The 24396-nt window shown below is 67.4% G+C and carries 29 protein-coding genes; 20 read left to right on the plus strand and 9 right to left on the minus strand.

Translation table 11 applies throughout. The features are described 5' to 3' along the window. Window positions 1-6 precede the first annotated feature (6 nt). Genes CPH63_RS03395 through CPH63_RS03405 form a run of 3 tightly spaced genes read left to right on the plus strand, consistent with a single transcriptional unit; the run spans window position 7 to window position 1133 of the window. On the plus strand, window positions 7-333 hold the full coding sequence (locus CPH63_RS03395; RefSeq protein ID WP_096301577.1) for a hypothetical protein: 327 nt from the start codon (window positions 7-9) through the stop codon (window positions 331-333). 40 nt (window positions 334-373) lie between these two features. Then, on the plus strand, window positions 374-721 hold the full coding sequence (locus CPH63_RS03400; protein ID WP_096301578.1) for a metallopeptidase family protein: 348 nt from the start codon (window positions 374-376) through the stop codon (window positions 719-721). Between the two features lie 4 nt (window positions 722-725). After that, the gene (locus CPH63_RS03405) at window positions 726-1133 is read left to right on the plus strand and encodes a hypothetical protein (protein ID WP_096301579.1); all 408 of its coding nucleotides are present in this window, start codon (window positions 726-728) and stop codon (window positions 1131-1133) included. Between the two features lie 6 nt (window positions 1134-1139). Here the strand turns inward: CPH63_RS03405 and CPH63_RS03410 are convergent, their stop codons facing one another. Further along, on the minus strand, window positions 1140-1826 hold the full coding sequence (locus tag CPH63_RS03410) for a TetR family transcriptional regulator (protein ID WP_172892152.1): 687 nt from the start codon (window positions 1824-1826) through the stop codon (window positions 1140-1142). Window positions 1827-1893: 67 nt separating this feature from the next. On the opposite strand from CPH63_RS03410, the gene CPH63_RS03415 reads away from it, so the two are divergent. The 5 genes from CPH63_RS03415 to CPH63_RS03435 all read left to right on the plus strand — a co-directional run bounded on the left by CPH63_RS03415 (window position 1894) and on the right by CPH63_RS03435 (window position 5944). Further along, window positions 1894-3351 carry an MFS transporter gene (locus tag CPH63_RS03415; protein ID WP_096301581.1) on the plus strand — a complete coding sequence of 486 codons (1458 nt, stop codon included), beginning with the start codon at window positions 1894-1896 and terminating at the stop codon, window positions 3349-3351. A 204-nt stretch (window positions 3352-3555) separates the two neighbouring features. Beyond that, window positions 3556-3777, plus strand: a complete 222-nt coding sequence (locus tag CPH63_RS03420) for a zinc-ribbon domain-containing protein (protein ID WP_241895875.1) — start codon at window positions 3556-3558, stop codon at window positions 3775-3777. 178 nt (window positions 3778-3955) lie between these two features. Next, the gene (locus CPH63_RS03425) at window positions 3956-4729 is read left to right on the plus strand and encodes a cutinase family protein (protein ID WP_096301582.1); all 774 of its coding nucleotides are present in this window, start codon (window positions 3956-3958) and stop codon (window positions 4727-4729) included. A 117-nt stretch (window positions 4730-4846) separates the two neighbouring features. Further along, window positions 4847-5140 (plus strand): co-chaperone GroES, encoded by a 294-nt coding sequence (locus CPH63_RS03430; RefSeq protein WP_096304919.1) that lies wholly within the window; start codon window positions 4847-4849, stop codon window positions 5138-5140. Window positions 5141-5191: 51 nt separating this feature from the next. Further along, window positions 5192-5944: a phosphatidylcholine/phosphatidylserine synthase gene (locus CPH63_RS03435; protein ID WP_096301583.1), complete on the plus strand. Its 753-nt coding sequence runs from the start codon at window positions 5192-5194 to the stop codon at window positions 5942-5944. Window positions 5945-5974: 30 nt separating this feature from the next. Here the strand turns inward: CPH63_RS03435 and pheA are convergent, their stop codons facing one another. Both pheA and CPH63_RS03445 read right to left on the minus strand, forming a co-directional pair. Next, the gene (pheA, locus tag CPH63_RS03440) at window positions 5975-6916 is read right to left on the minus strand and encodes a prephenate dehydratase (protein ID WP_096301584.1); all 942 of its coding nucleotides are present in this window, start codon (window positions 6914-6916) and stop codon (window positions 5975-5977) included. A gap of 32 nt (window positions 6917-6948) precedes the next feature. Beyond that, a complete protein-coding gene (locus CPH63_RS03445) occupies window positions 6949-7584 on the minus strand; it encodes a DUF4446 family protein (RefSeq protein ID WP_197704553.1) in 636 nt (211 codons plus the stop codon). 97 nt (window positions 7585-7681) lie between these two features. Between CPH63_RS03445 and hisC the strand changes: the two genes are divergently transcribed. Continuing rightward, entirely contained in the window at window positions 7682-8764 is a 1083-nt protein-coding gene (gene hisC, locus CPH63_RS03450; protein WP_096301585.1) for a histidinol-phosphate transaminase, read from the plus strand. After that, window positions 8761-9915, plus strand: a complete 1155-nt coding sequence (gene hutI, locus CPH63_RS03455) for an imidazolonepropionase (protein WP_096301586.1) — start codon at window positions 8761-8763, stop codon at window positions 9913-9915. Before hisC ends, hutI begins: the two co-directional genes overlap by 4 nt. Window positions 9916-9935: 20 nt before the next feature. Here hutI and CPH63_RS22700 read toward each other — a convergent pair whose 3' ends face one another. Together CPH63_RS22700 and CPH63_RS03465 are read right to left on the minus strand one after the other, a co-directional pair. Continuing rightward, window positions 9936-10703, minus strand: a complete 768-nt coding sequence (locus tag CPH63_RS22700) for a VOC family protein (RefSeq protein WP_197704554.1) — start codon at window positions 10701-10703, stop codon at window positions 9936-9938. Window positions 10704-10715: 12 nt separating this feature from the next. Then, window positions 10716-11102, minus strand: a complete 387-nt coding sequence (locus CPH63_RS03465) for a VOC family protein (RefSeq protein ID WP_096301587.1) — start codon at window positions 11100-11102, stop codon at window positions 10716-10718. Between the two features lie 100 nt (window positions 11103-11202). On the opposite strand from CPH63_RS03465, the gene CPH63_RS03470 reads away from it, so the two are divergent. The 10 genes from CPH63_RS03470 to CPH63_RS03515 all read left to right on the plus strand — a co-directional run bounded on the left by CPH63_RS03470 (window position 11203) and on the right by CPH63_RS03515 (window position 18984). Beyond that, a complete protein-coding gene (locus CPH63_RS03470; RefSeq protein ID WP_096301588.1) occupies window positions 11203-11955 on the plus strand; it encodes a Clp protease N-terminal domain-containing protein in 753 nt (250 codons plus the stop codon). 92 nt (window positions 11956-12047) lie between these two features. Beyond that, window positions 12048-13460, plus strand: coding sequence for a cytosine permease (locus CPH63_RS03475; protein ID WP_096301589.1), 1413 nt, complete (start codon window positions 12048-12050; stop codon window positions 13458-13460). Next, window positions 13453-13923, plus strand: coding sequence for a nucleoside deaminase (locus CPH63_RS03480; RefSeq protein WP_096301590.1), 471 nt, complete (start codon window positions 13453-13455; stop codon window positions 13921-13923). Before CPH63_RS03475 ends, CPH63_RS03480 begins: the two co-directional genes overlap by 8 nt. A gap of 12 nt (window positions 13924-13935) precedes the next feature. Beyond that, the gene (locus CPH63_RS03485) at window positions 13936-14478 is read left to right on the plus strand and encodes a GNAT family N-acetyltransferase (RefSeq protein WP_197704555.1); all 543 of its coding nucleotides are present in this window, start codon (window positions 13936-13938) and stop codon (window positions 14476-14478) included. A gap of 58 nt (window positions 14479-14536) precedes the next feature. Further along, on the plus strand, window positions 14537-14839 hold the full coding sequence (locus CPH63_RS03490) for an urease subunit gamma (RefSeq protein WP_096301591.1): 303 nt from the start codon (window positions 14537-14539) through the stop codon (window positions 14837-14839). Next, window positions 14836-15165 carry an urease subunit beta gene (locus tag CPH63_RS03495; protein WP_096301592.1) on the plus strand — a complete coding sequence of 110 codons (330 nt, stop codon included), beginning with the start codon at window positions 14836-14838 and terminating at the stop codon, window positions 15163-15165. The genes CPH63_RS03490 and CPH63_RS03495 overlap by 4 nt, the downstream gene beginning before the upstream one ends. After that, entirely contained in the window at window positions 15158-16882 is a 1725-nt protein-coding gene (locus CPH63_RS03500; protein ID WP_096301593.1) for an urease subunit alpha, read from the plus strand. The genes CPH63_RS03495 and CPH63_RS03500 overlap by 8 nt, the downstream gene beginning before the upstream one ends. After that, window positions 16882-17586: an urease accessory protein UreF gene (locus CPH63_RS03505; protein ID WP_096301594.1), complete on the plus strand. Its 705-nt coding sequence runs from the start codon at window positions 16882-16884 to the stop codon at window positions 17584-17586. Before CPH63_RS03500 ends, CPH63_RS03505 begins: the two co-directional genes overlap by 1 nt. A 91-nt stretch (window positions 17587-17677) precedes the next feature. Beyond that, on the plus strand, window positions 17678-18283 hold the full coding sequence (gene ureG / locus CPH63_RS03510; protein ID WP_096304922.1) for an urease accessory protein UreG: 606 nt from the start codon (window positions 17678-17680) through the stop codon (window positions 18281-18283). Next, complete coding sequence (locus tag CPH63_RS03515) at window positions 18280-18984, plus strand: urease accessory protein UreD (RefSeq protein WP_096301595.1); 705 nt, start codon at window positions 18280-18282, stop codon at window positions 18982-18984. Before ureG ends, CPH63_RS03515 begins: the two co-directional genes overlap by 4 nt. A gap of 3 nt (window positions 18985-18987) precedes the next feature. On the opposite strand, the gene CPH63_RS03520 is transcribed toward CPH63_RS03515, so the two are convergent. The 4 genes from CPH63_RS03520 to CPH63_RS03535 all read right to left on the minus strand — a co-directional run bounded on the left by CPH63_RS03520 (window position 18988) and on the right by CPH63_RS03535 (window position 24333). Beyond that, the gene (locus tag CPH63_RS03520) at window positions 18988-20493 is read right to left on the minus strand and encodes a S9 family peptidase (protein WP_157749246.1); all 1506 of its coding nucleotides are present in this window, start codon (window positions 20491-20493) and stop codon (window positions 18988-18990) included. 285 nt (window positions 20494-20778) lie between these two features. Next, window positions 20779-22041, minus strand: a complete 1263-nt coding sequence (locus CPH63_RS03525; protein ID WP_096301597.1) for a hydroxyacid-oxoacid transhydrogenase — start codon at window positions 22039-22041, stop codon at window positions 20779-20781. 64 nt (window positions 22042-22105) lie between these two features. After that, window positions 22106-22735: a hypothetical protein gene (locus CPH63_RS03530; RefSeq protein ID WP_096301598.1), complete on the minus strand. Its 630-nt coding sequence runs from the start codon at window positions 22733-22735 to the stop codon at window positions 22106-22108. Window positions 22736-22794: 59 nt separating this feature from the next. After that, a complete protein-coding gene (locus CPH63_RS03535) occupies window positions 22795-24333 on the minus strand; it encodes a nucleobase:cation symporter-2 family protein (protein WP_241895799.1) in 1539 nt (512 codons plus the stop codon). Window positions 24334-24396 lie beyond the last annotated feature (63 nt).

The raw sequence follows: 24396 nt of genomic DNA on the forward strand, positions 1-24396 counted from the left end.
CCACGCATGAGTCACAGCGCCATCGCCGCCGCTGCCAACGCAGCCACCACAGCCACCGCAGCCACTGGGTCGAAGCCGTTCATCGACTGGGCCTCGCTGGGAAAGGTCGTCGGGGTCAGCTTCGTGTTCGGCGTCGCGATCGTCGTGCTCTTCGCGATCGGGATCGTCGGAGTCTCCTGGATTCGAGGTGAGACCGGCACAGACGCCGACGGCGTCGCCCCGCCGGCCCAGAGCCGGCCGATCGGGTACGCGATCTCCGGAACCTGCTTCGCCGTCTGCGCCGGTGCTGTGCTCTACGGCCTCTGGCTGATGATCCCCCAGTTCCACAACTAGTTCCGCTGATGGCGGCGGCTCGTCACTAAGCTCGCTGAACATGATCACCATGTCGCGGGCACGTTTCGCCGCACTCGTGGAGGATGCCCTCGACGCGATCCCGGCGGAGTTCGCCTCCCGGCTGGGCAACGTCGTCATCCAGATCGAGGAGGAGAACCCCGACGAGCCCGAGACGCTCGGACTCTACGTCGGGGTTGCGCTGACCGAGCGTCTATCCGACTACAGCTTCGCCACCCCGGACACGATCACCATCTATCGACGGCCGATCCTGCAACTCTGTGCGACGGAGGAGGAGGTCGCCGACGAGGTGGCGATCACCGTGGTGCACGAGATCGGGCACTTCTTCGGCATCGACGACGACCGGTTGCACGACCTGGGATGGGCTTAGTTCCATGGGCGATTCGATCGTCGGGAGTTCGGCATCGTCGTCCCAGGCCCGAAAGCTCGGGCTGCGGCCGGGACTACGACTGGCGCTGATCAATCAGCCGGCTGGGTGGAGCCTGGCCGACCCGCCGGCTGACTTGGAGCTCATCGAGAGCGGGCCAGTCGACGTGATCCTGGCCTTCTTCACGGCAGCGGCCGAGGTCGTGGCCGGCTACCAGGTGCTCGGCACGCGCATCCGTCCGGCTGGTGGACTCTGGATCGCCTGGCCTCGACGAGCAGCCGGACACCGCAGCGACATCGACGGCGAAGTACTGCGCGAACTGATCCTGCCCTCGGGGCTGGTCGACAACAAGAACGCGGCCATCGACGAGGACTGGTCGGGGCTGCGCTTCGTGTGGCGGATCAGTCTCCGCTGACGAGGATCAGTCTCCGCTGACGCGCAGCTGGTGCATCCCCCGGACACCGGCGATGAAGAGGTCGATGCCGGCGCTGTAGTAGAACTCCTCGTCGTCGCAGTCGATGAGGTCGTCGGAAGCCTCGATCACATGCGGGTACCGGTCGGCCGGAAGTGAGGCCAGCCGCGCCCGCTTCGCCGCCAACGCGGCATCGGTATCCACGACGCCGAGCTCCAATCCGGGCTCAGCGCTGCAGAGCATGATCGCCGTATGCAGCGCCTGATGCGCAAGGTTGGCCGCTTCCGCGACGCTGAATCCGGCTGAGCGCAGCAGCGACAGCGTCTGCTCAGTGAGCTCGAGTCCGTGCTCAGACGCGACGATCCGGGTCGCCGCCAGGTTGGCGAGACTCGGGTGGGCCCGCAGCACGGTGACCAGGTTGGTCACGATCACCCGCAGTCGCTCGTCCCAGCGCGCAGCGGTGTCGGCGCTGAGCTCGATCCGGCCGATCACGTCGTCGCCGATCGCATCGAAGAGCTCGTCCTTGTTCTTGAAGTGCCAGTAGAGGGCCATCGGGGTGACGCCCAACTCCTGGGCCAGCCGGCGAATCGTCACCGCGGCCAGACCCTCGGCATCCGCGATGGTGAAGGCGCGGTCGATCACCGCCGAGCGGCTCAGCTGCGGACGCGCGTCAACCGGCGCGGTTTTGAGGATCACGCTTGACAACTATACGCGGTACAGGCCTACTATACGTTGTACATGTACGCCGTATAGGGAGCCCGAGATGACCACCGTTTCTGACAATCAGACCGCACCTCGCCGGGCGCGCTGGGCGCTGCTCGCCGTCGCCCTCGCGACCTTCATGACCTACCTCGACAACAACATCATCAATGTGGCGATGCCCGCCATCCAGCGCGATCTGCAGCTCTCGGTCTCCGGACTGGAGTGGGTGGTGAGCGGCTACATCCTGACCTTCGCCGGCCTCCTGCTCGTCGGCGGTCGACTGGCCGACGCCTTCGGGCGCAAGCGCCTGTTCCTCATCGGCCTCGGCATCTTCACGATTGCCTCGCTGGCCGCCGGCCTCTCCGACAGTTCGGTCACCCTGATCGCGGCCCGCGTAGTGCAGGGGCTGGGTGCTGCTCTGGTTACCCCGACGACGCTGGCGATCATCTCGGCGACCTTCACCAACACCAAAGCCCGCAACGCCGCGGTCGGCATCTGGAGTGCCGTCGGCGCACTGGCCCTGGCCGTCGGTCCGCTGCTCGGCGGGGTGCTGAGCCAGCACGCATCCTGGGGCTGGATCTTCTTCATCAACGTTCCGGTCGGTGTCGCGACGCTGGCCCTCGGGGCCTGGGCGATCACCGAGTCCCGCGAGAGCACAGCCCGCGGACTCGACCTCCCGGGACTCATCACCTCCGCGCTCGCCCTCTTCACACTGACCTACGCGCTGATCGAGGGCCACGACAAGGGCTGGACTTCAGTGACGATTCTCGGCGCATTCGCGCTGTCGGCGGTGATGCTCGTCGTCTTCATCCAGATCGAACGCCGCAGTGCCGCCCCCATGGTGGACGTTGCCCTCTTCACCGAGCGCGCCTTCAGCGGAGGCACGATTGCCTTGATGATGTGGGCCTTCGGCCTCTTCGGGATCTACTTCTTCACTTCGCTGTACCTGCAGAACGTGCTCGGCTTCTCCCCGACGAAGGCCGGGCTCGCTTTCGTCCCGATGGCGCTGCTGATGGCGGTGAGCGCGATCGTCTCCGAGCGGGTGGCCCTGCGCTTCGGCGCCCACCGCTCCACCGCATTCGCCATGTTCCTGATGGCCGCCGGGATCGCCTCGGTGAGCATGCTCGGCGAGTCGGCATCCTTCCTCGATCTGATGCCGAGTTTCGCGATCATCGGCATCGGCGGTGGCTTGACCATCCCGCTCACCACCTCGGTGCTGGCGGTGATGCCGGTCGAGCAGTCCGGAGTCGCATCCGCCCTCTTCAACGCCTCCCGGGAGGTGGCCGGACTGTTGGGGATCACCGTCATCGGCGCCATCCTGGTAGCGCGCCAGACAACCGCGCTGGCTCAGGGTCACTCGGCCACCGACGCCTTCCTGACCGGCTACCGCACCGGCCTGGTGGTGGCGGCCGTACTCGTCGCCGCCGGTGGCGTGGCCGCTTGGATCGCCCTGCGGCCCTCGACCGCGGTAACTCCGCCGAGTCCCACCGAGGCGGCTGAATTGGCCCTGGCCGGCTAACGGATCGCCCGCTCCGCGCGGCGTCGCTGTGGATAACTTTTCCGGTTATCCACAGTGGCGCCGTTCGTGCTTCCGGCGCCCGCGATTCGGCCTACATTCTCTGCGAGGGACCCGCTGAGCGGGTGCACCTCCAACTCGTCGCTCGGGAGGGAATTCGCAGTGATCATCGTCGGAACACGCACAAAATTCAGGGTGTTGGCTATCGTGCACTTCGTCTGCGGCGTCTGTCACCGTCCGGCTCCGCAGCAGATGCTCGAGCGGACGAGCAAGTTCACCCTCTTCTTCATCCCGCTCTTCCCGGTCGCCAAATCGCGCTACGCACGGTGCGCGCACTGCGGTCTGTCCACACCGATGAGTGCGGCCCGAGCCGACGAGTACGTGGCCTCTACGCGATCGCCTCAACTACTGCGCCTAACGGCAGTCTGACCTTCCTGTGTGTGGCCCGCGTCATGTGGATGGGACATATTCTTGACTTGTCTCAGGACCCGTTCTAGCGTCCCTTCCGTCCGTCAGCCGACGGTCGTCACGCCGCACCGGGACAGGGTCCAGCCCGTTCTTGGGCCCGCGCCAGTGCCCGTGACAGCGTCTGAGATTTGGAGTGCACATGATCAGCTTCAAGCGTTCGAGCATCGTGGCTCGACGTATCCCCAAGAAGGTCACCGGTGCCGCCGCCGTACTCGCGTTCGGTGCCCTCGGTGTCGCCACCCTCGCCATCGCACCCTCGGGTGCCTCTGCGACGGCGGCCTCCGGATCAGGGTGCGCGGCGGTGCACGTGCTGGCCGCCCGGGCCTCCACCGAGTCGTCCGGCCCCGGCATCATCACCTCGCTCGTCTCAAAGATCCAGAGCGGCGTCTCGGCGTCGGTGAGCACCAGTTCGGTGGACTACCCCGCGTTGCTCTTCCCGTACGACACGAGCAGCACCGCCGGTGACACGGCGATCAAGTCGGAGCTCACGGCGCAGGTTCAGAAGTGCCCGTCCCAGAAGATCGTGCTCGTCGGCTATTCGCAGGGCGCGCAGTTGGTCGGTGACGTCCTCGCCGGCGGCGGTGGGTCGCTCGGGCTCGGTGCCGCGTCGGCTCCGGTCAGCTCGTCGATCTCCTCGCACGTCGTCGCGGTGATCCAGTACGGCGATCCACGGCACATGCCGAACACCTCCTTCGACAAGGGGACGGCCAACGGGGCAACCGGCCTCTTCCCACGGACGAGCAACCAGTCACTGGTGCCGTTCGCGTCCAAGATCCAGTCCTACTGCGACACGGGTGACCCCTTCTGTGCAGGCGGGCTCAATGTCTTCGCCCATCTCGACTACACCATCAAGTACGACTCGTCGGCTACCCCGTTCGTGGTCGGCAAGTTGAACGCGGCCGGAATCCACTAGTCCGGCTCGCCGGCTGCCCCGCGCGGTCGCCCGGCGCGGAGACGTCCCTGCCTCGGACGCCTCCGCGCTGGGCATTCTCGGTATCGTGACCCTGTGACGACTGGCCTGCCCATCAAGATGCTGCACGACCGGGTGCTGGTGAAGATGCCCCGTGACGAGGGCGACCGGCGCTCCTCCGGCGGCATTCTGATCCCGGCCACCGCGCAGGTGTCGAAACGCCTCACCTGGGCCGAGGTGCTCGCCATCGGCAATCACGTCCGCACGATCGAGGTCGGCGACCGGGTGCTCTTCAGCCCGGACGAGCAGCACGAGGTCGAGATCTCCGGGGATGACTACCTGCTGCTGCGGGAGCGCGACATCCACGCGGTGGCCGCCGAACGGGTCGACTCCAACACCGGTCTCTACCTGTAGTTCGGGTCCACGCGGTTCAGCCGGAAGCCGACAGAGACTAAAGTTCGCACCATGCAGACCGCTACGCCCTCGACCGGAACGCCCACCCAGCGCGGGCAGGCGTGGGCACTGCATGTCTTCACCACACTCGGTGTCGTGGTCGGAATCCTCGCCCTTCGCGAGGTTCTGGTCGGCAACGCGAAGCTGGCGCTGATCTGGCTGCTCGTCAGTTTCGTCATCGACGGAGTCGACGGCCCGGTCGCCCGGGTGCTGGACGTCAAATCGCTGGTGCCGGTGATCGACGGCTACATCCTCGACGTGGTCATCGACTACGTCACCTGCGTCGTCGTCCCGGCCGCTTTCATGTACCAGTTCGACCTGCTGCCCAGTGGAAACTGGGGCCTCTTCCTCATCGGGCTGATCGTCTTCACCTCGGCGATCTGGTTCTCCCGCACCGACATGATGAGCGATGAGAACTGGTTCCGCGGCTTCCCGGCCGCCTGGAACCTGGTCGCCCCCGTTCTCTACATCTTCCAGGCCCGACCGGTGATCGGCGCGATCATCACGGTCGCCCTCTCACTGCTGTCGCTGAGCAACTTCCCGGTGCCGCACCCGGTGCGGGTCGTCTGGATGCGGCCGGTGACGCTGAGCGTCACGATTGCCTGGGTCGGCGCGATGACCGTCGGCGTGCTGGCCCTGCCCGACCACTGGTGGATACTGCGCCCGATCCTGCTGGCCGGCAGCATCTACTTCCTCGTGCTCGGCTTCGTTCAGATCGGCCGGCTGCGCAGCGGCGTCGCCAGTCGGCTCGACGCACCCCACTGATCCTCCCGCGCTGGCGGGTGGCGTTGGCCGCTAACTCCCGGCGGTCCGGATCCGCTGCAGCCAATCGCGTGCGCGGGCGAAGTCCTTGTCGGTGCGCCCCGGCGTGATCTCCTCGACGTCACCATCGCGGCGCGGGTAGGAGCCTAGGAACCGGATGTCCGAGCAGATCCGCTTCAGCGCGGCCACCGCATCACCCACCCGCTCGTCGGCGATATGCCCCTCGCAGTCGATGCTGAAGCAGTACTGGCCGATCCGCTCCTTCGTCGGGCGGGACTCGATGCGCGTGAGGTTCACTCCCCTGGTGGCGAACTCACTGAGGATCTCCAGCAGCGCACCGCTGTGATCGGCCCGCAGGTAGGCGACGACGGTAGTGCGGTCATTGCCCGTCGGCGGCCCGGGGACCGCCGGACGGGCCAGCAGGACGAACCGGGTGACGGCTGCGTGATTGTCGGCGATGTCCTTGGCCAGCGAGTGCAATCCGTAGATATCAGCCGCCACCGGTGGTGCGATCGCCGCGTCGAATTCACCGGCCTGCACCGACTGCGCCCCACCGGCGGTGGAGCCGACGAGGGCAACGGCCGCCTGCGGAAGATTGCTCATCAGCCATCGACGCGTCTGAGCCTCGGCGTGCGGGTGCGTGGCGACCGAGCGAATATCCCCCAGTCGCTGACCGGGGCGTGTCATCAGATCGAAGACCACCGGGAGGTAGGCCTCCTCGGCGATGCGCAGCGGTTCGCCACCGGCCAGCTCGTCCAGTGTGGCCGGCACCGCACCCTCGACCGAGTTCTCCAGCGGCACCAGCGTCCCGTCGGCGCGCCCGTCGCGTAGCGCGTCGATCGCCAGAGTCACGTTCGTCATCGGCAGCAGACGCGCGTGTAGGGCGGCCGGAAGGGTCAGCAGCGCGGCGTGGGCGAAGGTGCCGGGAGGTCCGAGAAAGGCAAGCGTCGGCCGGGAGTCGGCGGCATCGGTCACGGTGCTAGAGCCTAGTCGGTGTGTGCGGTCGTTCAGCTGGCTTTGCGGTATTCCCGGCGCTTCGGGCGGCGGGACAGGGCGGCATCCACGGCCTGCGCCTCCTCGGGAGAGAGATCGTGCTCGCCGGATCCCTGACTGACACCCTTGGCGTAGAGGCGACTGTCGGTACGCCCGGCGATCGAGGTGAGGGTGACGCCGTCACCGGAGTCGTCCAGCAGGGCGAGGGAGAACGACATCCGCCCGGACATGTCGTCGAAGGCGTCGAAGCGAACCAGGGCGACGTTGCGCAGCGAACGGGCCAGCGTCGACCCGAAGCCGGAGATCGTCTCGGCGATCTGGGTGTGTTCGGACGCCACCTCGCCGACCGTGCGGTTCTGCGTCTCTTCGACCTGACTACGCATAGCCTCGACCTGGGCGCGCAGCTCCTGGGTCGTCGCCGCCTGAGTCGTCTCCAGCTGAGTCTGCATCGCCTGCACTTGGGCCGCCAGCGCCTCGGTGGTGGCGATGTGCCGCTCCACCGCCTCCAGTAGCGACTCCTTGCTGGTTGCGCCTCGACTGAGCACCGCGGCGGCCCGGCGCAGCCGGTACAGCGAGCGCAGTGCACAGTACGCGCCGACGAGGGCCAGGTAGCCCAGAGCGAGCGCGAAGACGGCAGCGTAGGTAGTCATCAACAGCCAGGCTAGGGGGTCGCGGCAGCCCGGCGCGGTTGCAACGCTGAGACCGGTGAAATCGGGCCGCTCGGCCCCCGTGAGGAATGATGGGCTCATGACTGTTCGCCTGCGCTCAACCCTTGCCTCACTGCCGGCCTACGTCCCCGGCCGGTCGGTTCCGGGCGCGGTGAAGTTGGCCAGCAATGAGGTGGCGTATCCGCCGCTGCCGTCGGTACTGGCCCGCATCGCCTCCGCCGCCGCCACCGTCAATCGCTACCCCGACTCCTTCTCGACTGAGCTCACCGCCGCCATCGCTGCTCATCACGGCGTCCCGGTGGAGCAGGTCGTGGTCGGTTGCGGCTCGGTGTCGCTATGCCAGCAGCTGGTGCTGAGCACGGCCGGACCGGGCGACGAGGTGCTCTACGCCTGGCGATCCTTCGAGGCGTACCCGATCGTCACCACGATCGGGGGAGCGACTCCGGTGCAGGTGCCCCTCGCCTCGCAGGTACACGATCTGCAGGCCATGGCCGCCGCGATCACGCCACAGACGCGGCTGATCTTCGTCTGCAATCCGAACAACCCGACCGGAACCGTCGTCGGCGCCGCGGCCCTGACGCGCTTCCTGGATGCGGTTGCGCCGGACGTGCTGGTGGTACTGGACGAGGCCTACCGCGAGTTCGTCCGGGATAGCGACGTGCCGGACGGCCTTACTTTCCTTGATCGTCCGAACGTCATCGTGCTTCGTACCTTCTCCAAGGCCTATGGCCTGGCCGGACTGCGGGTCGGCTACGGCATCGCCGGCGATCCGGCGGTCATCAATGCACTGCGCCAGACCCAGGCCCCCTTCGCGGTCACCCATGTCGCCCAGCAGGCGGCGCTGGCCAGCCTGGAGCCGGAGGCCAGCGCGGAGTTGATGAGCCGCGTCGATGAGGTGGTACAGGAACGGACGCGGGTGCATGACGCGCTGGCCTCCTACGGATATGCGGTACCGCCGACGCAGGCCAACTTCGTCTGGCTGCCCCTCGGCGACGCGGCGGTCGACTGGGCCGCGGAGTGCGAACGAAGCCGGGTGATCGTCCGTCCGTTTGGCGGCTTCGGAGTCCGGGTCACCATCGGTAGCGTGGAGGAGAACGACCAGTTGCTGGCCGCCGCGAAGACGCTCGCCGCTGAATACGCTCACCGGACTGCCATCGGATGAGCATCCTGCTCACCGGCATCGCGCAGGTCGCCACCCAGGACGCTGAGCTGGGCGAACTGGCCGACGCCGCGCTGGTGCTGGACGGCGAGACGATCGTCTGGGTCGGCTCGGCCGGTCAGGCTCCGGCGGCCGACGAACGCGTCGACCTGGAGGGGCGAAGCGTCCTCCCCGGCTTCGTCGACTCGCACGCCCATCTGGTCTTCGCCGGCGATCGCACGCAGGAGTTCAACGCCCGCATGAGCGGATCCCCTTACAGCGCCGGGGGAATCAGGACAACGGTGGAGGCCACGAGAGACGCCACCGACGCGGCGCTGCGAGCCAATGTTGCCCGGCTGACCGGTGAGCTGCTCGCGGCGGGGGTGACCACCTTCGAGTGCAAGTCCGGGTACGGGCTGGACGTGGAGACCGAGGCCCGATCGCTGCGGGTGGCCGCCGAGTTCACCGACGAGACGACCTACCTGGGGGCTCATGTGGTGCCGCCCGGAATCGGGCGCGACGAGTACGTGCGGTTGGTCTGCGGCGAGATGCTCGATGCCTGCGCCCCGTTGGCCCGCTGGGTGGACGTCTTCTGCGAACGAGGCGCCTTCGACGCCGGCGAGACCCGCAGCATCCTGCGAGCCGGGATCGAGCGTGGCTTGATGGCCCGAGTGCACGCGAACCAGCTCAGCGAAGGGGCCGGCGTGCAGGTGGCCGTCGACCTCGGTGCGGCCAGCGCCGACCACTGCACCCACCTCAGCGATGCCGACGTCGCGGCCCTGGCCGGCTCGACTACGGTGGCCACGCTGCTGCCGCTGGCCGAGTTCTCGACCCGTTCGTCGTACCCGGACGCCCGACGACTGCTGGACGCCGGGGTTTCGGTGGCGCTGGCGACCGACTGCAATCCCGGGTCGGCCTACTCGACCTCGATGCCGCTGGCCATCGCACTGGCCGTGCGCGAGATGAAGATGACGCCGGCCGAGGCGGTGCGGGCGGCCACCGCGGGCGGTGCCCAGGCCCTGCGGCGCGACGATATCGGCGTGATCGCCGTCGGGCGTCGAGCCGATCTGCTGGTGCTCGACGCGCCGTCGTATGTCCATCTGGCCTACCGCCCCGGGGTTCCGCTGGTGGCGCAGGTCTGGCGCGGGGGACGGCTTGCCCACCAAGTCCACTGAGCCCACCTCGGCTCAGGCGGCTACTTCGTGCGGTGCATGCGGGCCCGGATCATCTCGCGTAGTTGCGAGACGGCCTCTTCATGCTGCTCCGCGGATTCGGGCTGCTCCGGCGTTTCGGGCTGCGCCGTGGATTCGGGCTGCTCAGGCGTTTCGGGCTGCTCCGTGGATTCGCGCTGCTCCGTGGATTCGGACGGCTCCGTGGATTCGGACGGCTCGGTGGACTCGGACTGAACGGCCGCCACTGGCGCGGGGTCGACGAACTCGGTTCGTACGGCATCCGGGATGGGTGCTGGCTCAGGTTCGGGTGCTAACTCGGGTTCGGGTGCTAACGCCGGTTCGGGTGCTAACTCAGGTTTGGGTGCTAACTCGGGTTCGGGCGCTGACTCAGGTTCGGGCGCGGATGCTGGCGGCGCCGCGAGCGGCTCGGCGTCGCGGAGCAGACAGAACTCATTACCCTCGGGGTCGGCCAGCACGTGCCAGCTGACACCGCCATCACCCTCACCGTCGCCCAATGCCAGCGGGCGAGCCCCGTGCCCGATCAGTCGCTCCAGTTCGCGCTGCTGATCGGTGTCGGTGGCGACCAGGTCGAGGTGGATTTTGTTACGCGTCTTCCCGCTCGCCTCGGGCATCTGCATGAAATCGATTCGAAACGGCGCTGTGGCCCCGGCGATCGTGACGTCGTCGCCGTTACGGGCGACGGCGCTCCACCCGAGCACCCGGCACCAGAAATTCGCCAGTAGCACCGCATCGCGGCAGTCGACCGTCAGCGTCGCGATCCGGTTTGCCATCAGGCAGTTCTATCAGCCCGCCGCCGTGCCTGCGAACGGAGCAACCTGCGAGCGGAGCAGGCAGAACTCGTTCCCCTCGGGGTCCGCCAGCACATGCCAGCTCACATCACCCTGGCCGATGTCCACTGAGACCGCACCGAGGTCCAGCAGCCTCGCCAGCTCCGCCGCCTGGTCCCGGTCGGTCGCATTCAGGTCGAGGTGCAGTCGGTTCTTCGCCCCCTTCGCACCGTCCGGCACCCTCAGGAAATCAATACGAAACGGTGGTCCATCACCGGCGATCGAGATGTCTCCCTCGTCGTCGACCTCACTGATCTCATACCCGAGCACCGCGCACCAGAAGTCGGCCAGCCGCCGCGGATCGGTGCAGTCCACGGCGAGGGCGCTGATTCGGTTAGCCATGACGTCTGTCTAGCAAACGTCACCGACAACGTCGCCCAGTCGATCCGGAAGGCGTCAACCTTCGGTTGACAACTCTGGATCGTCAACTTACGGTTGACGCATGAGCACCTCACCTGAGCAGCAACCGATCAAACTCGACGACCTGATCGAGCACGTCGTGGAGCAGCACCCTGGCGCCGACGACCTGGAACTTCTCTCCGAAGCGGTGGAGACCTCGTCCCACCTGGGCGAGGTGGCCGATCACCTGATCGGGCACTTCGTCGACCGGGCCCGGCAAGCCGGCGCCTCCTGGACCGACATCGGTCAGCACATGGGGGTGACCAAGCAGGCCGTCCAGAAGCGCTTTGTGGCCAAGGAGTCGGACGAACTTGATCACCCGAATCGGGGCCGCTGGAAGCGATTCACCCCGCGGGCTCGCAGCGTCATCACCCACACAACGGACGAGGCCCGCCGGCTGGGTAGCCGACAGGTCGGCAGCGAGCACATCCTGCTCGGTCTACTCGACGAACCGGACGGCCTGGCCGCCTACTGCCTGATCGGACTCGGCGTGCCGCTGGAGAGGGTTCGGCAGGCCACCCTCGATGTGCTGCCACCAGCCAGCGAGCCGACCACCGGGCGGGTCGGATTCGGCCGCGACGCCAAGAAGACGATGGAGCTCTCGGTACGGGAGGCCCTGAGAATGGGGCACAATTACATCGGCACCGAACACATCCTGCTCGGCCTGATGCGAGCGGAGTCGGACCCGGCGGCGCAGCTGCTGGCGGGCCTCGGCGTCACGCTGCCCAGGGCCGATGAGTGGGTGCGCGCCACCCTTGAGGCGCATCGGGCGTCTCTGCGCGACGTGACCGGCTGACCCGCGAACCAGCTGACGCGCGAACCGGCTGACACGCGACATTCACGCCAAGTCATTGCCAAGCGTCGCCTGCGGGCAGCAGAGTTATCAGCATGACGACTGCGCGGCAGGCTCCCCCCGAATCGCAGACACGGGAGTACGGCGACCGGGTGGCGGCCGTCGAACCCGGCGGCGTGGAGTTCATCCCACTTGCCGAACGGCACGGCTCGCCGATTCAACTCCTCTGGACCTGGGCCTCTCCGAACATGGAGTTCGCCACCGTATTCGTCGGTGTGCTGGCGGTGGCGGTCTTCGGGCTCAGCTTCTGGATGGCGACATTCGCGATCATTCTGGGCAGCGGACTCGGTGCGATCAGCCAGGGCGCGCTCTCCACCTGGGGCCCGCGGCACGGACTGGCGCAGATGGTGCTCGGCCGATCGGCCTTCGGATTCTTCGGCAACATCCTGCCGGCCGGACTCATGTCGATCACCGCCGGCATCGGCTGGTTCGCCGTCAACAGCGTCAGCGGCGCCTACGCCATCAACACCCTGACCCACCTGCCCAAGAGCGCGTCGCTACTGCTGGTCGTCGCGGTCCAGATCGTCGTGGCCTTCTTCGGGCACAACCTCGTCCAGACGTTCGAACGCTTCGCCTTCCCCTTCCTGGCCGTCATCTTCCTGATCAGCAGCGTCGACATTCTGAGCAAGTCCCATCTCTCAACCCCGGGCCATGGCGGCATTCCGACGCTCGGCGCCTTCCTCATCGAGGTCGGCGCCTCCTTCGGCTATGCGGCCGGCTGGAACCCCTACGCGTCTGACTACACCCGCTATCTGAAGCCCGACGTGAGTTCGAAGGCGGTCGGCCTCTACGCCGGCCTCGGAATCTTTCTCTCCTGCGCGATCCTGCAGATCGTCGGCGCCGCGTCGGTGACGATCACCGGCATCGACCCCAGCGGTACCCCGACGGCTCAATTCACCCAGGCGATGCCGACCGTCATTGCCGACCTGACGCTGCTGGCGATCGCGGTGGGTGCGGTATCGGCCAATGTGCTGAACATCTACTCCGGCACCATGTCATTCCTGGCCATGGGGTTCAACATCCCGTTCGCGCTGCGGCGAGCGATCATCGCCATCGTCTTCGGCGCGATCGGCTTGGCGGTTGCCTTCACCGGTCTGCACGACGCCGGCGAGAAGTACGAGAACTTCCTGCTCATCATCGCGTACTGGATCGGGCCGTGGCTGGGCATCGTCTTCACCGACCGCTGGCTGCGACGGCGATCGCTGGATCAGCTCAACGCGATCGTCACCGACCGCCGCTTCCAGAACTGGTGCGGGCCGATCGCGATGCTGGTCGGCATCGTCGTCTCGGTCTGGCTCTTCTCCAACCAGACGAAGTATCTCGGTCCCGTACCTTCGCACTTCCCCTCCGTCGGCGACATCACCTTCGAAGTCGGCTTCGTGATCTCGGCGCTGCTGTACCTGGCACTCTTCAACCTCATGAAACCGAAGGCAGCTGTCGATGTCTGAACCCGTGGCACTCGATTTCGACATCGCCTCCGGTTGGTTGCAGACGGCAGCGGAGGAGGCTCGCACCGGGATGGCGGAGGGCGGCATTCCCATCGGCGGCGCTCTCTACGGGGCCGACGGCTCCCTGCTGGGACGGGGGCGTAACCGCCGGGTTCAGGACGACGATCCATCCATGCACGGCGAGACCTCAGCGTTTCGCAACGCCGGCCGGCAGGCCACCTACCGCGGCACGACGATGGTGACGACGCTCTCCCCGTGCTGGTACTGCAGTGGGCTGATACGGCAGTTCGGGATCTCCCGCGTCGTCATCGGTGAGGCCCGCACGTTCTACGGCGGCCACGACTGGCTGGCCGCCAACGGGGTCGAGGTGCTGCTGCTGGACGATCCCGACTGCGTGACGATGATGACCGAGTTCATCGAGAAATACCCCCAGCTGTGGAACGAAGATATCGGTGTCGATTGACGGGACGGATCCGTGCAGACCGAACGGCTGATCATGCGGAGCTGGCGCGACGGCGATCGTGAACCATTTGCCCGGATGAACGCCGACCCCGAGGTGATGCGGTACTTCCCGGCGTTGCTCACTCGGGCCGAGAGTGACGCCGCGGTCGACCGGATTCAGGCCTCGATAGACGAGAACGGCTTCGGAATGTGGGCCATCGAGCGCATCGACACGGGCGCGTTCATCGGTTTCGTCGGGCTGGCCATACCCCGCTTCGAGGCCCCTTTCACGCCCTGCGTCGAGGTGGGCTGGCGGCTAACCCCTGAAGCCTGGGGACAGGGCTACGCCACCGAGGCCGCGCGTCGCTCGCTGGAGGCCGGCTTTGAGGAGTTCGGGCTGGAGGAGATCATCAGCATGGCCGTGGTGAGCAACCTCGCGTCGCGCGCGGTGATGGAGCGGATCGGGATGACCCTGGACCCGGACGGGGACTTCGACCACCCGCTGGTCCCCGACGGGCATCCGCTGCGCCGGCACGTTCTGTACCGAATCTCCCGGCCCGATCCCGCCGGCGGGTGACCCGAATCGCGCCACCGCGATTTACCGGCCCGAAATCGGGTTGGAATACCGTTTAGCCATGCGTCTAACTCAACATGAGCAGGAGCGGCTGCTCATCACGCTGGCGGCCGATGTCGCCGAGCGTCGACGGGCCCGCGGGCTGAAGCTGAACTACCCGGAGGCGGTCGCCATCATCACCTCCTTCGTGCTCGAAGGGGCCCGGGACGGACGAACCGTCGCCGAGCTGATGAGCAGCGGACGCTCAGTGCTGACCCGCGACGACGTCCTCGAAGGGGTACCGGAGATGATCGAATCGGTGCAGGTCGAGTGCACCTTCCCCGACGGCACCAAGCTGGTCACCGTCCACGGGCCGATCGCATGATCCCCGGCGAGGTCGTCCCGGTCGACGGCAACATCGAGCTCAACGCCGGGCGGGAGAAGAAGGTGATCACCGTGGAGAACTCCGGTGACCGCCCGATCCAGGTCGGCTCGCACTATCACTTCGCCGCGGCCAACCCAGCGCTGAGCTTCGATCGGGAGGCGGCCTGGGGCTTCCGGCTGGACATCCCGGCCGGTACGTCCGTGCGCTTCGAGCCGGGCATCACCCGGGAGGTCAACCTGGCCGCGCTGGCCGGCAACCGGATCGTCCCCGGGCTGCGTCTCGAGTCCGCCGGCCCGCTTGACCGAAGGGTGACAACTCATGAGTGAGATTTCTCGGGCTCGCTACGCGGCGCTCTACGGCCCGACGGTGGGTGATCGGGTGCGGCTGGCCGACACCGATCTCTTCATCGAGGTCACCGAGGATCGGGCCGGCGGCCCGGGCGGCCGGGCCGGCGACGAGGCCCTCTTCGGCGGCGGCAAGGTGATCCGCGAGTCGATGGGGCAGTCCGTCGCCACCCGAGCCGACGGGACGCCCGACCTGGTGATCACCGGCGTCGTCGTCCTCGACCACTGGGGCATCATCAAGGCCGACGTCGGCGTCCGCGACGGGCGCATCGTCGCCCTCGGCAAGGCCGGCAACCCGGACACGATGGACGGCGTGACGCCGGAACTGGTGATCGGCCCGTCGACGGAAGTGATCGCCGGCAACGGCATGATCCTCACCGCCGGCGGCGTCGACAGTCACGTCCACCTCATCGCCCCGCAGCAGATCCCGGTCGCCATCGCGGCCGGCATCACCACGCTGATCGGCGGCGGGGTCGGCCCGGCCGACTCGACCAAGGCGACCACCGTCACCTCGGGCTCATTCTGGCTCGAGGCGATGATGCAGTCGCTCACCGAGTGGCCGATCAACGTCGTGCTCCTCGGCAAGGGGAACACCGTCTCCCGGGAGGGTCTCTGGGAGCAGTTGCGGGCCGGAGCCGCCGGCTTCAAGCTGCACGAAGACTGGGGCACCACCCCGGCCGCCATCGACGCCTGCCTGAGCGTCGGCCTGGCCGCGGGGGTGCAGACCGCGATCCACACCGACACGCTGAACGAGGCCGGATACCTCGAGTCCACCCTGGCCGCCATCGACGGCCGCCCAATCCACACATACCACACCGAGGGGGCCGGCGGCGGGCACGCACCGGACATCATCCGGGTTGCCGCACACGCGAATGTGCTGCCTTCCTCGACCAATCCGACCCGGCCGTACACGCAGAACACGCTGCATGAGCACCTCGACATGCTGATGGTCTGCCACCACCTGAAATCCTCCATCCCCGAAGACCTCGCCTTCGCCGAGTCGCGGATCCGTCCGTCGACGATGGCCGCCGAGGATGTGCTGCACGACCTCGGCGCGATCTCGATGATCGGCTCCGACTCACAGGCGATGGGGCGCATCGGTGAGACGATCATCCGCACCTGGCAGACCGCGCATGTCATGAAGCAGCGCCGCGGATCGTTGCCGGGCGACACGGTCGCCGACAACCAGCGGGCTCAGCGCTACGTCGCCAAGTACACGATCGCGCCGGCCGTGGCCCACGGCCTGGACGGCGAGATCGGCTCCGTCGAGGTCGGGAAGCTGGCCGACCTGGTGCTCTGGGAGCCCGCATTCTTCGGGGTTTCGCCGCATCTCGTGCTGAAGTCGGGGGTGATCGCGTGGGCCAACATGGGTGACGCCAACGCCTCCATCCCCACTCCGCAGCCGCAGCTGCCCCGGCCGATGTTCGGTGCCTTCGGCGGGCTGGCCGCGCGCCTCGGGCTGCAGTTCGTCTCGCCCCTCTCGCTGGAGAGCGGCCTGCCCGAACGCTGGAACAGCGATCGCCCACTCGTCCCGACCCTCGACATCGCCGCTCGCACGAAGGCGGACATGCCGCAGAACACGGCACTTCCGAGGATCGATGTCGATGCTGACACCTTCGAGGTGCGCGTCGACGGAGAGCTCATCGAACCCCAACCGGCGACCGAACTGCCGATGGCCCAACGCTATTTCCTCTTCTGATGGCGCTACGTTCCGAACCCGGCCCGGTGGAGGTGTCGGCTCGCCTGCTCCTCCTGCTGGACTCCCGCTCACCGGCCGGGTCGCACTCGCACTCGGGCGGCATGGAGGCGGCCATCGGTGCCGGCTTCGTCACCGATCTGGCATCGGTGCAGGAGTTCGCGGCCGCTCGACTGCGCACCGCGGGGCGGGTCGCCGCGGCCTTCGCCGCCGCGGCCTGCCAAGCCTGGCTGGACGGCGCTACGCCCGAGGAGTGGCTCGAACTGGACCGTGAGTTCAGTGCGCGCACCCCGTCCGAGGCGCTGCGAAAGGCCTCCCGTTCGCTGGGCAGCGGGCTGCGGCGGCTGGTCCAGGCCACTGTTCCCGAAGCCGATCTGCGCACCCCCTGGCAACTGGTCGGGACGCCGCACCAGCCGCTGGTCCTCGGCGCCGGGTGCGCGCTGGCCGGCGGTACGCCGCTGATGGCCGCACGGGCGGCGGCGCTGGGCACCTGCACCGCACCGGCGTCGGCGGCGATCAGACTCCTCGGCTTCGACCCGTACGCGATCCACAGCATCACCGCCGGCCTCTCCGAGGAGATCGAGCTGACCGCACTCGGTGCGCTCGAATACTCCGCACCGGCCGATCTACCCGCCGACTCCGCCCCCGCCATCGACCTGCTGGCCGAGGTCCATTCCATTGAGGAGATGCGTCTCTTTGCCTCGTAACTCGCGAGCGTTTGCCCCGCCGACAGCACCGCGGCATAACGACGGCACCACCCACGGTCATCAGTTCAGCGATCCGCCGGGGGGAGGCAGCCTGGTCGCTGCGATCCCCCGTATCGGTATCGGTGGCCCGGTCGGCAGTGGCAAGACCGCTCTGGTCGCTGCGCTCTGTCGGGCGCTCAGCACCGAGTTGAAGATTGCCGTCGTCACCAACGACATCTACACCGAGGAAGATGCCGAGTTTCTCAGGCGGTCCGGCGTGCTGCCGGCCGAGCGGATTCGGGCCGTGCAGACCGGCGCCTGCCCGCATACCGCGATCCGCGACGACATCTCGGCCAACCTGGACGCGGTCGAGCAGCTGGAGCAGGAGTACCCCGACCTCGACCTGATCCTGGTTGAGAGCGGCGGGGACAACTTGACGGCGACCTTCTCCTACGGGCTGATCCACAAGCAGATCTTCGTGATCGACGTGGCCGGCGGCGACAAGGTTCCCCGCAAGGGTGGCCCTGGTGTCACCCGCTCCGACCTGCTGGTCATCAACAAGACGGACCTTGCTCCGCTGGTTGGCGCCGATCTGAGCGTGATGGACCGCGACGCCACCGCGGTCCGCGCCGGACGGCCGGTGCTCTTCACCTCGATCGCGGCTGACCCGGGGGCCGGTGAGGTCGCCGACTGGGTACGCAAGGTCGCGGCTGGATGAGCGCCGCGCTGGCCACTGCGGACCGGACGCTGCAGGCCGCTGCCTCCGCGACAGTAGCCGCCGGTGGGCGACTCATCGACGTGGTGTCGGCTCCGCCGCTCACGCTGCGTCGGGTCTTCTCGGAGGAGCCCGACGTCTGCGCACTCTGCCTGGTCGGATCAGCGGCCGGGCCGCTGCCCGGTGACAATCTCCTGCTGTCACTGGAGATTGGTGACGGGGCGCGGGCGTCGCTGATCGCCGCCGGCGCCACCATCGCGCAGGGTCGGGCCGCCTCGTCACCCCGCCCGGCGTCGGTGCGAACCCTGGTCACCCTTGGAGAGGCGGCTGCGCTCGACGCCGACCCAGGGGCGTTGATCGTCTGTGCCGGAAGTCAGGTCGACGTGACTCTGGAGATCGACCTGGAGCCGACGTCGACGCTGATCTGGCGTGAATTGCTGGTACTTGGACGCTCAGGAGAACCGGCGGGATCGGCCACCCTGCGCTGGAACGTGACCCGGGGCGGCGAGCCGCTGCTACGTCAGTTCCTCGATCTCTCCGACCCTCGGCTACTCGTCTGGCCCGGGATGCTGGCCGGTCAACGAACCGTGCTGACCGAACTGCGGGTCGGCCCGGACGTGGTGGCCGAGACGTTCGTCCACTCGGCCACCGACGTGACGCAGAGGGTCGCCGATCGGGCGACCCTCCGCACCACACTCGGTTGACTCCTAGCTGGCGGCCCCCACCGGGGCGGTCGGCAGGTTGAGTGATGCCGAGATGGAGACCGCGCCTAGCGACTGCTGGGCATAGAAGAGCCCCGATGAGTCGGTCAATTGCAGCACAACCTTGCTCGACGGGTCGAATCGCCACGGGTTGATGTTCAGCGCAACGGTGGTGCTGTGGCTACCGCCGTCGAGGATGAGCGGGAAGGCGGTCCCCTGGTCGTCCAGGATGTTGCCGGTGGTCGTGTCCAGCAGTTGCGCGACGACGGCGGTCGACTTCTTGGTCGCCAGTCCCCGGTAGTTCAGCGTGAGCGTTCCGGCGGTCACCGACTCCACCGGCGAAGTCGGTGCCTTCACCGCGATGTTGATGGCATTGGAGGCCTTGCCGGCCGCGATGAGCCCGCCGCTGCTGCTGAACGGGCCGACGCCGAGAGTCCCGCTGCCGGATGCCGTCACCGACGTGCTCGCCCCCGGTGGATAGTCGGCCTCGGAGTGCCAGCTGCCCGACTGGTCGATCCACTGGAATGGGGCACCGGTCGAGATGTCCTGCTTCTTCAGGTACTTGTCCAGGAAGGCCAACTCCAGCGTCGTCGTGTAGGTGGAGGGTCCTGGGTTGTTGTTGCAGATCCCGTGCCCGCCGCAGTACCAGACCATCTGCACGGGCGTGCCGGCCGACTTGAGCGCGCTGTAGGTGAGGATGTCACCGTCGAGCGGGAAGAGCGTGTCACCGGTGCCGGCCAGTAGCAGCGTCGGGGCGGTGATCTGCCCCATCACCGGGCCGGGGCTGGCCGCGTTGCCGTAGGCGATCTCGGCCGCGGTGACGTTGCCGTTGCCGACCGACTTGCAGAGGTTGGTCACCTCGGTGTCGTACTTGGCGCCGACGAGGTTGCCGGTCAGGCAGAGGAGATTCCCCCAACCCGCCTTGATGATCTGATTCGCGTAGACGCTGTGCACCAGGTCGAACCAGGACATGTTCGGCTCGATGGCGTCGATGCGGTGGTCGAAGGCGGCCGCCGAGAGTTGCACTCCGCCGCCGTAACTGAGGCCGGTCATGCCGACCAGCGGGTCGTTCGGCCCGTCGAGCTGCACCCCGGGCTGGGTGGCGACCCAGTTGATGATGGCGCTGACATCGCGACCCTCGACGCTCGGGCTGTCCAGGCTGGTCGCGCCGCCGGAGCCGAACCAGCCCCGGTTGTTCCAGGTGACGACGTTGTAGCCGTGGGCGGTGAGCGTCGCCGGCCCGACCAGCTCACCGTCGATGTGGAAGGAGCCAATACCGGCGTTGGTGATGTTCACCGTGTCCGGGCCGTAGGCGGGCAGCCCCCAGGCCGAGGGCTCCAGCACGGTGGGGGCGGTCTGCCCGGCCGTTAGCCCCTGGGCCGGGTAGAAGTTGGTGACGATATTCGTACCGTCGAAGGACTTGATGCCGACGTTGCTCTGCTTCGGGATGGCCAGCCCGACGGCGCCGGCTCCCGACTCGGCGGCGATGGACACCGCAGCGACTGCGCCCACCAGAGCCACTGCCCCAGTTGCCGCGACCCATCTCTTACGAACCTTGCGTTGGCGCATTTGTCTCCCCAGATTTGGTTGCGCGGTACTCAGCGGCGGAAGCGGTTTCGGTTACCCGTGGGTAATTCAGGGCAACGTTCGCATCAAGCTGTGAGTTTGGCAACCCGCAAAAACCCGGCAAACCAGGTGAATCTGGCGCCAATCTTGACAAGATTGCCTGCCGTGTCTAGGTCGTATTTGGTCGACTGCGGAGATCCGCAGCCCTGCCCGGTACGGGGTTAGTACGGGTTACCAGAGGGCGAGCGAGCGGGTGAAGATGCCGGCCAGATCCTCGGCCTCGACCGGTTTCGGGGCAATGGCCAGCAGGCGCTGCTGCTTCAACGACCCCTCCACCAGCAGGTCGATGTCGGCCTCGGCGAAGCCGACCGCATCGATCCCGTTCGGGATGCCGATGTCGCGCATCAGCGCGGTCAGCACTGCCGGTAGTACCGATTCGTCGTCGCCGGTAACGCTCGGATCGAGCAGCCGGGCCGCCCGCAGATGCCGCTGCGGAGAGGCCGAGAAAGTAAAGCGAAACGCCTCCGGTGCGGTGAGCGAGACGGACATCCCATGCGGCACCATCGGGTCGTCTCCGGGGTAGTCGGCCGGGTGGAAGCCGGTGACCCGGCCGGCAATCGGGTAGGCGTTGGCGTGTGGGATGTGCACCCCGGCGTTGCCGAAGCCCAGCCCGGCGAAGGTGGCAGCCATGGTCATCTCGCCGCGAGCCAGCACGTCCGAGCCGTCGCGGACCGCAGTACGGAAGGCGGTCGAGAGCAGCGACATCGCCTTCTCAGACCAGACGTCGGAGATCGGGTTCGACCCGCAGTAGGGGACGCGCTGGGCTGCGGTGCGCCGCTCGTAGGAGGAATACGGGCGCGCGGTGTAACTCTCCAGGGCGTGGCAGAGGATGTCCATCCCGGCGGAGGCGGTGACCATCGGCGGTTGGGTGATCGTCAACTCCGGATCGACCACCGCGAGCACCGGGCGCAGCCGGGCATGGCTGATCCCGGTCTTCACCTTCAGCGACAGCACGTCCATCACGCAGACCGTGGTGCTCTCGGCCCCGGTTCCGGTCGTGGTCGGAACGGCGACCAGGGGGAGCAGCGGCAGCGACGGCGCCTTCCCGCCGCCGATCGGGGCATTCACGTAGTCGAGCAGGTCCCCCGGATTCGTCAGCAGCAGATTCACCGCCTTGGCCGTGTCGATCGACGAGCCGCCGCCCACCGCGACCACCGCGTCGAACGGGCCGGCTGAGCGCGCCCATTCGGCGGCGCTGCGCATGCTCTCGTCGGTCGGCTCGATACTCACCTGGTCGTAGAGGACGGCCTCGATGGCGAACTGCGACATCTGCTCGGCGACGCGCTGCGGCAGGCCGGTCGCCGCCATCCCCGGGTCGGTGACCACCAGGGCTCGCTTAGAGCCGAGCTGGGCCAGGTCGTAGCCGATCTCGGCGGAGGCACCGGCACCGAACTTCAGGGCCGGGGCACCGTAGGTGAAGACGGTTTCGCTCATGAGAACGTTCTACTCCGCTCCGCTCGGCTCCCCGCAACCGGCTAGGACACTATTGCCGTTTGTGTCAGGCGATCGGGTCGGTGGCCGCCGCGGCCTGTCCGCGGCTGAAGAACGCGCTCACTGCGGCCGCGTCCGGGACCTCGTCCAGCGCTACCGCCGCCCCGAAGGGCGCGTTCCAGAAGTCACCCTGACGCAGCTTCTGCGGCCCGACATAGGCGTACGGCCGGTCGATGTAGGAGTCAGCGGCGCTGACGCCGTAGTTCACCTCGTCGATGGTCACGCTGATGTCGAAGTGCTCCGGCCAGAGCACCGGTACCGCCTCACCGTCGAGCGTGGCGATGGCGGTTACCCCGGCCGCGAAGGCGGCGGCCAGCTGCTTCGCCTCGGCCGGGTCGACCTGGATCTCATCGTCGATGTCGACGACCGGTCCGTCGCTGTAGAGGCTACGCAGGTCGGCGGCCAGGAAGCCGGCCTCGCCGGCCAGACTGCGATAGGTGTGCCCCTTCAGTGGAATCCGCAGGATCGCCCCGACCACCAACACGTCCGCCTCGACCCGCAGCACCGGATCGGCGACCGTGCCGAAGCCACCCTCGGTAGCCCGCAGCCGGATAGTCCCGGAGAGCGCGTACTGCGGCCCGGCCAGCACGTACTCGGCTATGCCATGCAGGGACTGGCGAGTGGTCGAAGCGCTCATCCCCCGATCCTAACCGCCCCTAGACGGCCCGAGACGACGCTAACCGGCCCGAGCTGGCACTAGCCGTCGATCACCGTGTTCGGCACCCCGGAGGCGGGCTGGTTGGTGACGGCCCCGGCGTCCAGCGCGGTGTCCATCAGGCTGTCCTGCTTGGGCTTGCGTACCCAGTGGTTGAAGACCAGGTTCAGCATGAAGACCACCACCACGGTGGACGTGATCGCGGAACCGAAGATCGTCTGGAAATTGTTGGGGAAATGCCGGTAGAAGTCGGGGGCGATGACCGGCAGCATGCCGACCGACAGCGATACCGCGATGATCAGGAGGTTGTGATTGTCCTCGTACTCGACCTTGTTCAGGGTGCGGATGCCGATCGCGGTGACCATCGCGAACATGACCGTGCCGGCGCCCCCGATGACCGGCCCGGGGAGACCGGCCACGACCGCCCCCATCTTCGGAATCAGTCCGAGAATCGTCAGGAAAAGCCCGCAGGTCGCGACCACCCAGCGACTCTTGATCTTGGTTATCTCGATGAGCCCGACGTTCTCCGCGTAGGCGGTGTCCGGGAAGGAGTTCATGAAGCCGGCCAGCAGTGCGGAGAGGCCGTCGGTGGCCAGTCCGCGAGCCAGGTCGTTGGAGGTCAGCGGACGGTCGACCATCTCGGCGACGGCCAGCATGTCGGCGGTCGATTCGGTGTAGGTCACCAGAATCACGATGCACATCGAGATGATGGCGGCCGCCACGAACTTCGGGTGGCCGAAGTGGAACGGCTCGGCGATGCCGACCCACTTGGAGCCGTGCACGGCGCTGAAGTCGAGCAGGCCCATCGGCCAGGCCACCAGAGTGCCGACGATGATGCCGATCAGAACCGAGATCTGCCCGATGAAACCCTTGAAGAAGCGGGCGATCAAGATCATCACCAGGATGACCAGACCGGCCAACGCGATGTGCGAGACGAGCCCGTAGTCGTGCGGGGTGATGCTGGCACTGCCGCCGTAGGTGGTGGTCTGCTTGAAGTCACCGTCGGTGACCGTGACCCCCGGCTGGAACGGCACGAACGGGAGGTTGCTGGTCGGGTTGTCGCCCTGACCCTTGCCGGTGATGAGGCCCGCGTCGGCGCCGACCAGGGAGAGACCGATGATCGTGATCACGGTTCCGGTAACCAGCGGCGGGAAGAACCTGATCATGGCCGAGAACGGCTTGGCGATGATGAGGCCGAAGACGCCGGCGCAGAGCATCGCGCCGTAGACCGCGGGCAGACCGTACTGCCCGGCGATGATGATCATCGGGTTCAGGACGGTGAAGGTGGCGCCGGCCACCACCGGCAGGCGGACACCGAGGATGCTGCGGATACCGATGGACTGAATCAGCGTCGCGATCCCGGAGACGAGCAGGTCCGCGCTCACCAGAATGGCGATGTCCTCAGCCTTCAGGCCGAGCGCCCCGCCGACGATGAGCGGAACCGCGACGGCACCGGCGTACATGATGAAGAGGTGCTGCAGACCCAGCACCACCAGCTTCTGTGGGGCTAGGAACTCGTCGACCGGGTGCACCGCGGCCTTGTGGGAGTCGCCCTGGGGTCGATCTTTCATCGTTGTCATCGGATCTCCTCAAAATTCAGGGGGGTGGGAGTTCCCGATGCTCGCCGTTGAGGCCGGGAGATG

The organism is Jatrophihabitans sp. GAS493 (assembly GCF_900230215.1).
Lineage (GTDB): Bacteria > Actinomycetota > Actinomycetes > Mycobacteriales > Jatrophihabitantaceae > MT45.